Origin of the sequence: Pseudomonas hunanensis (assembly GCF_013393325.1) — a bacterium.
In the GTDB taxonomy this organism is placed as follows: domain Bacteria; phylum Pseudomonadota; class Gammaproteobacteria; order Pseudomonadales; family Pseudomonadaceae; genus Aquipseudomonas; species Aquipseudomonas putida_P.
On sequence record NZ_QJRC01000074.1, the window covers coordinates 190,695 to 201,937 of the forward strand.

General features: G+C 63.8%; 10 protein-coding genes. 7 read left to right on the forward strand and 3 right to left on the reverse strand.

The genetic code is table 11. The annotated features are described in order from the left end of the window. The first annotated feature begins 79 nt into the window (after window positions 1-79). A complete protein-coding gene (locus tag DM807_RS07695) occupies window positions 80-541 on the forward strand; it encodes an Lrp/AsnC family transcriptional regulator (RefSeq protein WP_012273697.1) in 462 nt (153 codons plus the stop codon). Between the two features lie 56 nt (window positions 542-597). Here DM807_RS07695 and DM807_RS07700 read toward each other — a convergent pair whose 3' ends face one another. Next, window positions 598-2,928 (reverse strand): FdhF/YdeP family oxidoreductase, encoded by a 2,331-nt coding sequence (locus DM807_RS07700; RefSeq protein WP_060494333.1) that lies wholly within the window; start codon window positions 2,926-2,928, stop codon window positions 598-600. A 224-nt stretch (window positions 2,929-3,152) separates the two neighbouring features. Between DM807_RS07700 and moaA the strand changes: the two genes are divergently transcribed. Both moaA and DM807_RS07710 read left to right on the forward strand, forming a co-directional pair. Beyond that, a complete protein-coding gene (moaA, locus tag DM807_RS07705; RefSeq protein ID WP_081337032.1) occupies window positions 3,153-4,157 on the forward strand; it encodes a GTP 3',8-cyclase MoaA in 1,005 nt (334 codons plus the stop codon). Window positions 4,158-4,177: 20 nt separating this feature from the next. Further along, on the forward strand, window positions 4,178-5,077 hold the full coding sequence (locus DM807_RS07710; protein ID WP_060515818.1) for a bestrophin family protein: 900 nt from the start codon (window positions 4,178-4,180) through the stop codon (window positions 5,075-5,077). Window positions 5,078-5,089: 12 nt separating this feature from the next. On the opposite strand, the gene moaB is transcribed toward DM807_RS07710, so the two are convergent. Continuing rightward, entirely contained in the window at window positions 5,090-5,629 is a 540-nt protein-coding gene (gene moaB, locus DM807_RS07715) for a molybdenum cofactor biosynthesis protein B (protein ID WP_012273701.1), read from the reverse strand. 141 nt (window positions 5,630-5,770) lie between these two features. On the opposite strand from moaB, the gene DM807_RS07720 reads away from it, so the two are divergent. Then, the gene (locus tag DM807_RS07720; protein ID WP_012273702.1) at window positions 5,771-6,658 is read left to right on the forward strand and encodes a LysR family transcriptional regulator; all 888 of its coding nucleotides are present in this window, start codon (window positions 5,771-5,773) and stop codon (window positions 6,656-6,658) included. On the opposite strand, the gene DM807_RS07725 is transcribed toward DM807_RS07720, so the two are convergent. Continuing rightward, window positions 6,646-7,428: an AraC family transcriptional regulator gene (locus tag DM807_RS07725; protein WP_060515817.1), complete on the reverse strand. Its 783-nt coding sequence runs from the start codon at window positions 7,426-7,428 to the stop codon at window positions 6,646-6,648. The two genes, DM807_RS07720 and DM807_RS07725, sit on opposite strands and share 13 nt — an antisense overlap. 260 nt (window positions 7,429-7,688) lie before the next feature. On the opposite strand from DM807_RS07725, the gene DM807_RS07730 reads away from it, so the two are divergent. Genes DM807_RS07730 through DM807_RS07740 form a run of 3 tightly spaced genes read left to right on the forward strand, consistent with a single transcriptional unit; the run spans window position 7,689 to window position 11,243 of the window. Further along, entirely contained in the window at window positions 7,689-9,302 is a 1,614-nt protein-coding gene (locus DM807_RS07730; protein ID WP_179027228.1) for an APC family permease, read from the forward strand. A 23-nt stretch (window positions 9,303-9,325) separates the two neighbouring features. Beyond that, the gene (locus tag DM807_RS07735; protein WP_012273705.1) at window positions 9,326-10,252 is read left to right on the forward strand and encodes a 4-hydroxyproline epimerase; all 927 of its coding nucleotides are present in this window, start codon (window positions 9,326-9,328) and stop codon (window positions 10,250-10,252) included. 43 nt (window positions 10,253-10,295) lie between these two features. Continuing rightward, the gene (locus tag DM807_RS07740) at window positions 10,296-11,243 is read left to right on the forward strand and encodes a dihydrodipicolinate synthase family protein (RefSeq protein WP_012273706.1); all 948 of its coding nucleotides are present in this window, start codon (window positions 10,296-10,298) and stop codon (window positions 11,241-11,243) included.

Genomic DNA, 11,243 nt, shown 5'->3' on the forward strand with positions numbered 1-11,243 from the left:
GTCGCCACTATCGCATAACCCAAATCGTCTGGGCTTGGGGTAATCTGTGAAATATTTTTCTGCACGGCCAGCGCGCGATATGGACAGTTTCGACCAGCACATTCTCACCCTGCTTCAGCGCGACGCTTCGATCTCGCTGAAGGACCTGGCCGAGGCCGTCAACCTGTCCACCACGCCGTGCTGGAAGCGGGTCAAGCGCCTGGAGGAAGACGGCTACATCCTCGGCCGTGTCGCCCTGCTCGACCCCGAACGGCTCGGGCTGGGGCTTACCGTGTTCGTCCAGCTCAAGACCCAGCGCCACGACAGCGCCTGGCTGGAGCAGTTCGCCGCGACCGTGACGGGGTTCGAAGAAGTGATGGAGTTCTACCGCATGTCAGGGGATTGGGACTACATGCTGCGGGTGGTGGTGGGGGATATCTCGGCGTATGACCGGTTCTACAAAAAGCTGATTACCCGTACCGATGGGTTGTCGAACATCACCTCCAGCTTTGCCATGGAGCAGATGAAATACACCACGGCTTACCCCGTGCATCGCGCCTGAATCGGCGCTGGATTCTTCGCGGGCAAGCCCGCGAATACGCCGGTACAGGCAACCCATCAATCCGCTGCCAACACCGCCGCAATCCGGTTCCCCGCCTTGGCTTTCTCAACCTTGATCGCCACAAATTTCGAGGTCGGGGTGTAGGTCCCTTCGCCATAACTTTCCAACGGCACCAGCGGGTTGGTCTCCGGGTAGTACGCAGCTGCCTGCCCCTCGGGCACGTCATACGCCACCAGGCGAAAGCCCGACACCCGTCGCTCAACGCCATCCTCCCACAGCGACACCAGGTCCACCTGCTCGCCCGGCTCGAAGCCTAGGCGGCGGATGTCGGCCTCGTTGACGAACACCACTTCACGCAGGCCAAACACCCCGCGGTAGCGGTCGTCCAGGCCATAGAGGGTGGTGTTGTACTGGTCATGCGAACGCAGGGTCTGCAGGATCAGGTCGGGTTTGTCACCACGGGCCAGTACCTTGGCGTTGACCAACTCTTCGGGCAGCGCGTGGGGCATGAAGCGGGCCTTGCCCGTGGCCGTGCGGAAGTTGCGATCGGCGGCAGTGTTGCCCAGGTGGAAACCGCCTGGGCTATGGAGGCGTTCGTTGAAACCGGTGAAACCAGGGATCACATCGGCAATCATGTCACGAATGCGGTTGTAGTCGGCCACCGCATACTCCCAGTCGATCGGCTGGTTGCCCAGCGTGGCCTTGGCCATGCCGGCAATGATCCACGGCTCCGAGCGCATGTGCGGCGAGCGTGGACGCAATTGGCCGTTGGAAATGTGCACCATGCTGAAGGTGTCTTCCACGGTCACGCCTTGCGGCCCTTCGGCCTGCAGGTCGATTTCGGTACGGCCCAGGCACGGCAAAATCAGCGCATCGCGGCCGGTGACCAGGTGCGAGCGGTTGAGCTTGGTGGAAATCTGCACGGTCAGCGCACAGTTCTGCAGTGCCGCGTGGGTGCGCGGAGTGTCGGGGGTGGCTTGGGCAAAGTTGCCACCCAGGGCGACGAACACCTTGGCCCGCCCCTCTTCCATGGCCTTGATCGCCAACACCGCGTTGTGCCCGTGGGCACGCGGCACACGGAACTGGAAGCGTTTTTCGATGGCATCGAGCAGCGCCGCCTTGGGTTTCTCGTCAATACCCATGGTGCGGTCGCCCTGCACGTTGCTGTGGCCACGCACCGGCGACAGGCCGGCACCGGGCTTGCCGACGTTGCCGCGCAGCAACTGCAGGTTGACGATTTCCTGCACGGTCGGCACCGAATGGCGGTGCTGGGTGACGCCCATGGCCCAGCACATGATGACCCGCTCGGCCTTGCGGTACATGCGCGCGGCCAGCTCGATCTCGGCCAGGGTCAGGCCGGATTGCTTGACGATATGCTCCCAGGTGGTGGCGTCGACCGCTGCCAGGTAGTCATCGACGCCGCTGGTGTGCTCGGCGATGAAGGCGTGGTCGAACACCGCCGGTTCACCCTTGGCCTGGGCGTCGCGCTCCCACTGCAACAAGAACTTGGCGATGCCGCGCATGGCCGCCATGTCTCCACCCAAGGCTGGGCGGAAGTAGGCGCTGGAAGTCGGCTCGGAGCCGTTGCTGAGCATTTCGAACGGGTGCTGCGGGTGCTGGAAGCGCTCCAGGCCACGCTCTTTCAACGGGTTGAAGCAGACTACCTGGGCCCCGCGCTTGACCGCTTCGCGCAACGGTTCGAGCATGCGCGGGTGGTTGGTGCCGGGGTTCTGGCCGATGACGAAGATCGCGTCGGCCAGCTCCAGATCGTGGAACACCACGGTGCCCTTGCCCACGCCAAGGGTTTCCGACATGCCCGCGCCGCTGGCTTCGTGGCACATGTTCGAGCAGTCGGGGAAGTTGTTGGTGCCGTAGGCGCGCACGAACAGCTGATAGAGGAACGCCGCCTCGTTGCTGGCCCGGCCCGAGGTGTAGAACTCGGCCTCATCCGGCGACTGCAACGCACGCAAGTGCCGAGCGACCAGCTCGAAGGCCTCTTGCCAGGTGGTTTCGACATAGTGGTCGGTGGCGGCGTCGTAGCGCATTGGGTGCGTGAGACGGCCTTGGTATTCGAGCCAGTAGTCGGTCTGTTCCTTCAGCGCGCTGACGCTGTACCTGGCAAAGAACGCCGGGTCCACCGAGCGGCCAGTGGCCTCCCAGTTGACTGCCTTGGCGCCGTTCTCGCAGAACTTGACCATGTCGCTTTCCGGTGACTCGCCCCAGGCGCAGCCGGGGCAATCGAAGCCGCCGTTCTGGTTGGTCTTGAGCATGGCCCGCAGGTTCTTGAAGGCATTTTCGCTGCCCAGCCAGCTCTTGGTCACGCTTTTGAGCGCACCCCAGCCGGCGGCGGCGCCTTTGTAGTCCCTGATGTGTTCGTCCTGGCTCATGCGATGAATCCTCACGCTTCGATGCTTTTTTCCAGCCTATTGAGCGTGGGGCGGGGGCGTCCAATCGAAAGATCTTACGGCGTGATAAGCGGTTTCGATCACCGGCTGAAACCCGCGTGTGGCCGTCATAGAGGCCATTGATCAATCAGTCGGGCAAAGCAATTTGACGGCCCTGCGGCCAGGTTATAGCTTGGAGTTGTGTCCCAACCCATTCGAGCGCGCACGTGGAACAGAACAGCCGGGCCCTGATCGACGGCTTCAACCGGAAAATCGACTACCTGCGGATGTCGGTCACCGACCGCTGTGACTTCCGTTGCGTGTACTGCATGGCTGAAGACATGCAGTTTTTGCCGCGCCAGCAAATCCTCAGCCTCGAAGAACTGTTCCAGGTAGCCGAGCGCTTCGTCGCCCTGGGCACCCGCAAGATCCGCCTGACCGGCGGCGAGCCCCTGGTACGCCAGGGCATCGTCGAGCTGTGCGGGCGCATCGCCGCCCTGCCCGGCCTGCGCGAGCTGTGCATGACCAGCAATGGTTCGCAACTCGGGCGCCTGGCCCAACCACTGTTCGACGCAGGCGTCACGCGCCTGAACATCAGCCTCGACAGCCTGGATACCGACCGCTTCAAACAGCTGACCCGCACCGGCGACCTGGCCCAGGTGGTCGCTGGCATCGACGCCGCACGCCAGGCCGGTTTCAAACGCACCAAGCTCAACTGCGTGGTACTCAAAGGCCGCAACGACCATGAACTGGTCGACCTGGTGCGTTTTGCCATCGACCGCGAACTGGACATCACCTTCATCGAAGAAATGCCACTGGGCACCATCAGCGAACATGAGCGCGGCGAATCGTTCTGCTCCAGCGATGAAGTACGTGAACGCCTGGCAGGGCAATTCACCCTGATCGAATCGACCGAGTCATCCCAAGGGCCGGCCCGTTACTGGCGCCTGGCCGAAGCGGCCAACACCCGGGTCGGTTTCATTTCCCCGCACAGCCACAACTTCTGCGCCACCTGCAACCGTGTGCGCCTCACCGTCGAAGGCCGCCTGCTGCTGTGCCTGGGCAACGAACATTCGGTAGACCTCAAGCACGTGCTGCGCGCCCACCCAGGCAACCCCGAGCGCCTGGAAAGGGCCATCCGCGATTCGCTGCACCTCAAGCCCTACCGCCATCACTTCGAAGTCGGCGGCGAGGTGCAGATCCTGCGCTTCATGAACATGACCGGCGGCTGAGCAGCCGCCTCTGGATTTCCATGATCGTCCACCCCACCCCCGATGTACTGCGTGTGCTGTTCACCCTCAAGGGGTCGATCGTCAAACGCATTGCCTTGCGTTGCCTGATGGTCACCCTGCTGGCCGCGCTGATCGTGCTGGTCGAGCGGCATTTCCCGGCGTTTTTCTACCCGGTCAGCGCCACCCCATTCACCTTGCTGGGCCTGTCGCTGTCGATTTTCATGAGCTTTCGCAACAACGCCTGCTACGACCGTTGGTGGGAGGGGCGCAAGGCCTGGGGCAAGCTGATCATCGAAACGCGTTCGTTCGTGCGTGAAAGCGTGGTCATTGCCGACCAGCAGTTGCGAGCCGAGCTGCTGCGCAGCCTGTGCGGCTATGCCCATGCACTGAATGCCCGGCTGCGTAACGAGGACGACCTGGCGGCCGCTCGCCCCTGGCTGGCCCGGCCGGAGACAATCAGCCCGCACAACGTGTGCGACGGTATCCTGCGTGAAATAGGCGAGCACTGCTCACGCCTGGCCGAACGACAACAGATCAGTGATTGGCGCTACAGCCTGCTGGAACAACGCCTGGTGGGCCTGACCGAAGTGCAGGCCACTTGCGAGCGGATCAAGTTCACCCCTTTGCCGTTTCCCTACACGCTGTTGCTGCACCGTACCATCTACATTTTTTGCATTCTGCTACCGTTTGCCCTGGCCGAGCCGCTGGGCTGGCTGGCGCCGTTGTTCACCACCATCGTGGGGTACACCTTCTTCGGGCTGGATGCGATTGGCAACGAACTGGAAGACCCATTCGGGCGGGATGAGAACGACCTGCCGACCGATGCCCTGGTGCGCACGGTGGAACGGGATGTGCTGGCGGGGCTGGGGGAACAGCAGTTACCACCGGCGTTGTTGCCGGTGGGGTATGTGTTGAGCTGACAGGCAGCAGCATCAGCCCCGGCTTGCACAGGCCTCGATCGGCAGCAGGTGTTTGACGAAGTTGCAGGGCCGGTGTCGGGCATCCAACTGCTCTGCCAAAATCCCCTCCCACGCGGTACGGCAAGCCCCGGTGGAGCCCGGCAGGCAGCATACCAAGGTTCTGTTGGACAACCCGGCCAGCGCCCGGCTTTGCACGGTCGAGCTGCCAATATCGAGAATCGACAACGCCCGGAACAGCTCGCCAAAACCATCGATACGCTTATCCAGCAGGCACTCGACTGCTTCTGGCGTGCTGTCGCGCCCGGTAAAGCCGGTACCACCGGTTATCAGCACCACCTGCACCTGCTCATCGGCAATCCAGGTAGCCACCTGGGCGCGGATCTTGTACAGGTCGTCCTTGAGCAGTGCCCGCGCCACCAGTCGATGGCCGATCTCTACCGAGCGGCTGGCCAGCAGCTCGCCGGAAGTATCGTTGTCGTAGGTACGGGTGTCGCTGACAGTCAGCACGGCGATGTTCAGCGGTACGAAGACCGCATCGGGTTGGACGCGCACGGTGAAGCTCCTTGAATGGCATTGTCACCACGCTAGAGGCATGGCCCCAGGTGCGTCCAATCGATATGGCGTACCGGCCGATCAATGACATCTATCGCAGACGTAGGTTATGGTCTGCACAACCAGACGCCAGGCACTTCCATGGACATCAAGCAGCTCAAGTTCCTCATCGCCCTCGACCAGACCCGCCACTTCGGCCAGGCCGCGGCGCTGTGCCATATCACCCAGCCGACGCTGTCCATGCGCCTGCGCAACCTGGAAGACGAACTGGACCTGGTACTGGTCAAGCGTGGCCAGCGCTTCGAGGGTTTCACCGAGGCCGGCGAGCGCATCCTGGCCTGGGCCCGCACCCTGCTCGCCGCCCACGACGGCCTGCAGGCCGAGGCCGCCAGCTGCCGCGGCCAGGTGGTCGGCAGCCTGCGCCTGGGCACCGTGCCGCTGGCCAGCTTCAACCCCATGCACCTGCTGCTGCCGCTGCGCGAAAAGTACCCCGAACTGCACTTTCAGCTCAGCTCGCTGAGCTCGGAGCAGGTCATCGACGGGCTCAGCCGCAACCAGCTCGACCTGGGTATCTGCTACCTGGACCAGGTCAACACCAGCTTCTTCGACGTGATCGAGCTGGGCACGACCACCATGGGCCTGCTGCACGACACTCGGCACTTCCAGTTCGCCAGCGACACGCTGCGCTGGGACGAACTCGGCGACATTCCGCTAGGGCTGCTGAGCAAAGGCATGCACTACCGCCAGTCGCTGGACCTGAGCTTCCGCAGCCGTGGCCTGGAGCCCAATGCGGTGCTGGAGAGCGACTCGAGCTTCCAGCTGATCCAGGCGATCAACACCGGCATGTGCTGCGCGATCATGCCACTGGACTGCGGCCTGGAAGACCTCAGCGAACACCTGCGTATCCTGCCGGTGGCCGACGCCGCCATCCATAGCCCGGTCGGTTTGCTGCTGCGCCGCAGCGAGCCGCGCTCGGCAATTGCCGAACAATGCTTTGCCGAAGCGCGCGGGCTGTTTCAAGCCACCTGATCGGCAGTCGCCTGGCGGTACTGGCGCGGGGTGAAGCCGGTCAGTTGCTTGAACTGGCGGCTGAAGGCGCTGTGGTCGGTGTAGCCGCAGCACATCGCCACTTCAGTGATCGGTAGCGCCGAATGCAGCAAGCGGTGGGCGTGCTCCAGGCGCGCCTTGTGGATCATCTGCCGGGGCGTGAGGTGGAACACCCGCTTGCAGTAGCGCTCCAGCTGGGCCACGGAAATGCCGGCAATGCGGGTCAGCTCGCCCATGCTGATCGGTTGGTGGAAATGCCGCCGAATATGCTCGTCCACCGCGGCCAGGCGCTGGTAGGCAGGGTGGCTGTCGGCGGCTGACTGCAAATCTACCGAAATGCCAACCAGGCCGATGATCTCGCCCGCCTGGTTGTACAACGGGCGCTTGTGGGTCAGGCACCAGCCCGGTTCACGGCTGCCGTACAGGTGTAGCTCCAACTGGTCTTCCAGTACCAGCCCCTCCTTGAGAACGCGACGGTCCTGCTCGGTGTAGCCAGGGCCCAGCTGTGCCGGAAACACTTCGGCGCTGGTCTTGCCCAGCAACGGCTGCAGGCGCTTGAGGCCGCAGCGCTGAACCAGGGTGTCGTTGGCCAGTACGTAACGGGCAGCCGGGTCCTTGATGAAGATGGCGGCGTTGGGGATGGCGTCGAGAATCGGCAGCAGCAGCGATACACCGGCGAGCAAGGCCTCGAGGGTGGCGGGGCGGTGCTGGTCGAGGGAATGGTAGAGGGTGGCCAAGGGGTTGACGGTCATCTTCGGTTCTCTGCTGGCTGTGCCGGCCCTTATGCAGTGTGGCTTTCAGCCTATCGTCCAGCTGTGCGCCTTGCCATCGTTTTTCTGCAACTGTGCCGATTTCGTCACCCCCTCTGCAGAAAACCATCAAGAACCGCCGACCCGACCGGTTCACTCTATGCCCCACGCAAGCCGCCCAAGTCCTACAAGAGCGCGGCCCAAAAAGCCGCATCTCGTGACATCAGACCTGCCTATCCAATAACCAACAAAAAGGCGAACCCATGTCAGGCAAATTCAAAAAACAGTTATCACTGCTGGACCTCACCTTCATCGGCCTAGGCGCCATCTTCGGCTCCGGCTGGCTGTTCGCCGCCAGCCACGTCTCGGCCATCGCTGGCCCGGCTGGTATCCTCTCCTGGTTCCTTGGCGGGTTCGCCGTACTGCTGCTGGGCATCGTCTACTGCGAGCTAGGCGCCGCCCTGCCCCGTGCCGGTGGCGTGGTGCGCTACCCGGTGTATTCGCACGGCCCACTGCTGGGCTACCTGATGGGCTTCATCACGCTGATCGCCTTTTCCAGCCTGATTGCCATCGAAGTGGTCGCCTCACGCCAATACGCCGCCGCCTGGTTTCCCGGGCTGACCAAGGCCGGCTCCAGTGACCCGACCGTACTCGGCTGGCTGGTGCAGTTCGCCCTGCTGGGGCTGTTCTTCTTCCTCAACTACCGCAGCGTGAAAACCTTCGCCAAGGCCAACAACCTGGTCAGCGTGTTCAAGTTCATTGTGCCGTTACTGGTGATCGGCGTGCTGTTCACCTTCTTCAAACCAGAAAACTTCGAGGTTCAGGGCTTTGCCCCATTCGGCTTGTCCGGCGTGGAAATGGCCGTGTCGGCGGGCGGCATCATCTTCGCCTACCTGGGCCTGACGCCGATCATTTCGGTGGCCAGCGAAGTGAAGAACCCGCAACGCACCATCCCGATCGCGCTGATCTTGTCTGTGCTGCTGTCCACTGCCATCTACGCCCTGCTGCAACTGGCCTTCCTTGGCAGTGTGCCCACCGAAATGCTGACCAACGGCTGGGCCAGCGTGACCAAGGAGCTGGCCCTGCCCTACCGAGATATCGCCCTGGCCCTGGGTGTGGGCTGGTTGGCCTACCTGGTGGTGGCCGATGCGGTGATTTCGCCCAGCGGCTGCGGCAACATCTACATGAACGCCACCCCGCGCGTGGTCTATGGCTGGGCGCAGACCGGCACCTTCTTCAAGTACTTCACCCGCATCGACGCAGAATCCGGCATCCCACGCCCGGCACTGTGGCTGACCTTTGGCCTGTCGGTGTTCTGGACCCTGCCGTTCCCATCGTGGGAAGCGCTGATCAACGTGGTATCGGCTGCCCTGGTACTGAGCTACGCCGTCGCCCCGGTCACCGTCGCCGCCCTGCGCCGCAACGCGCCAGACATGCCGCGCCCGTTCCGGGTCAAGGGCATGGGCGTGCTCGGCCCGCTGTCGTTCATCATCGCCGCGCTGATCGTGTACTGGTCGGGCTGGAACACCGTGTCGTGGTTGCTGGCCCTGCAGATCGTGATGTTCGTGCTGTACCTGCTGTGCGGCCGCTTCGTGCCCACCCAACACCTGTCGCTGGCCCAGCAAGTACGCTCGTCGGCGTGGCTGATCGGCTTCTACGCGGTGACCATCCTGCTGTCGTGGCTGGGCAGTTTTGGCGGCCTGGGCGTGCTAGCCCACCCGTTCGACACCCTGGCCGTGGCCGCCTGCGCGCTGGGCATCTACTACTGGGGCGCTGCGACTGGCGTACCTGCCCACCTGGTACGCCTGGAAGGTGAAGACGAAAGCGAAGCCAGCGCTGAAACCTATCCCAGCCGCCCCGCTGCCGTCGCTTCCTGATCTTTTACGCAAGGGACAAGCCCATGAAACAGATTCACGTCATCGACTCCCACACTGGCGGCGAACCCACCCGCCTGGTGATGAGGGGCTTCCCGCAACTGCACGGCCGCAGCATGGCCGAACAGCGTGACGAACTGCGCGAGCTGCACGACCAATGGCGCAAGGCCTGCCTGCTGGAGCCACGCGGCAACGATGTGCTGGTGGGCGCGCTGTACTGCCCGCCGGTGTCGGCCGACGCCACCTGCGGGGTGATCTTCTTCAACAACGCCGGCTACCTGAACATGTGCGGCCACGGCACCATCGGCCTGGTGGCCTCGCTGCAGCACCTGGGCCTGATCGCGCCGGGCGAGCACAAGATCGACACCCCGGTCGGCCAGGTCAGCGCCACCCTGCATGAAGACGGCGCCATCACCGTGGGCAACGTGCCCTCCTACCGGTACCGCCAGCAGGTGGCGGTGGCCGTGCCCGGCCATGGCGTGGTGCGCGGCGACATCGCCTGGGGCGGCAACTGGTTCTTCCTCGTTTCCGAGCATGGCCAGCGCATCGAACTGGATAACCGCGAAGCGCTGACCGAGTACACCTGGGCCATGCTCAAAGCCCTCGAAGCCCAGGGTATCACCGGCGAAAACGGCGCCCCCATCGACCACGTCGAGCTGTTCGCCGACGACGCCAACGCTGACAGCCGCAACTTCGTGATGTGCCCCGGCAAGGCTTACGACCGCTCGCCGTGCGGCACCGGCACCAGCGCCAAGCTGGCCTGCCTGGCCGCCGACGGCAAGCTTGCCGAAGGCCAGACCTGGGTGCAGGCCAGTATCACCGGTAGCCAGTTCCATGGCCGCTACGAGCACGACGGCGAGCGCATTCGCCCGTTCATCACCGGCCGCGCCTACATGACCGCCGACAGCACCCTGCTGATCGACGAACAGGACCCTTTCGCCTGGGGCATCTGACCCTCGGCCTTTTTCCGACTGAATACTGCTAGGAGTGATAACAATGACCGACAACATCTTCACCGGCACCATGCCTGCCCTGATGACCCCGTGCACCGCCGAGCGCAAGCCGGACTTCGACGCCCTGGTGCGCAAAGGCCGCGAACTCATCGAAGCCGGCATGAGCGCCGTGGTGTACTGCGGTTCGATGGGTGACTGGCCACTGTTGACCGAGGCCGAGCGCCAGGAAGGCGTGGCGCGCCTGGTGGCCGCCGGCATCCCGACCATTGTCGGCACCGGCGCGGTGAACACCCGTGAAGCGGTGTCTCATGCCGCCCACGCAGCCAGCGTCGGCGCCGCCGGCCTGATGGTCATCCCCCGCGTGCTCAGCCGCGGCGCTTCGTTGATCGCCCAGAAGCACCACTTCTCGGCCATTCTCGCCGCCGCACCAAAGCTGCCAGCGGTGATCTACAACAGCCCGTACTACGGCTTCGCCACCCGCGCCGACCTGTTCTTCGAGCTGCGCCGCGAGTTCCCCAACCTGATCGGTTTCAAGGAATTCGGCGGTGGCGCCGACCTGCGCTATGCCGCCGAACACATCACCTCCAAGGACGACGATGTGACCTTGATGGTCGGCGTGGATACCCAAGTGGTGCACGGCTTCGTCAACTGCAACGCCACCGGCGCCATCACCGGCATCGGCAACGCCCTGCCGCGTGAAGTGCTGCAGCTGGTGAGCCTGAGCAAGCAGGCGGCCAAGGGCGACGCCCGTGCCCGCCGCCTGGCGCGCGAGCTGGAGGCGGCACTGGCCGTGCTGTCGTCGTTCGATGAAGGTTGCGACCTGGTGCTGTACTACAAGCACCTGATGGTGCTGAACGGCGACACCGAGTACAGCCTGCACTTCAACCAGACCGACGTGCTGACCGATGCCCAGCGCAACTATGCCGAGCAGCAATACGCGCTGTTCCGTAGCTGGTACGCCAGCTGGTCGGCCGAGCAGAACCTGGCCTGA

Bases quoted from the DNA above. Each gene is read 5' to 3' on its own strand.
- DM807_RS07700 (WP_060494333.1), bottom strand. From the start codon at position 2,928: ATGAGCCAGGACGAACACATCAGGGACTACAAAGGCGCCGCCGCCGGC.
- DM807_RS07720 (WP_012273702.1), top strand. From the start codon at position 5,771: ATGGACATCAAGCAGCTCAAGTTCCTCATCGCCCTCGACCAGACCCGC.
- DM807_RS07710 (WP_060515818.1), top strand. From the start codon at position 4,178: ATGATCGTCCACCCCACCCCCGATGTACTGCGTGTGCTGTTCACCCTC.
- DM807_RS07740 (WP_012273706.1), top strand. From the start codon at position 10,296: ATGACCGACAACATCTTCACCGGCACCATGCCTGCCCTGATGACCCCG.
- DM807_RS07735 (WP_012273705.1), top strand. From the start codon at position 9,326: ATGAAACAGATTCACGTCATCGACTCCCACACTGGCGGCGAACCCACC.
- DM807_RS07725 (WP_060515817.1), bottom strand. From the start codon at position 7,428: ATGACCGTCAACCCCTTGGCCACCCTCTACCATTCCCTCGACCAGCAC.
- DM807_RS07695 (WP_012273697.1), top strand. From the start codon at position 80: ATGGACAGTTTCGACCAGCACATTCTCACCCTGCTTCAGCGCGACGCT.
- DM807_RS07730 (WP_179027228.1), top strand. From the start codon at position 7,689: ATGTCAGGCAAATTCAAAAAACAGTTATCACTGCTGGACCTCACCTTC.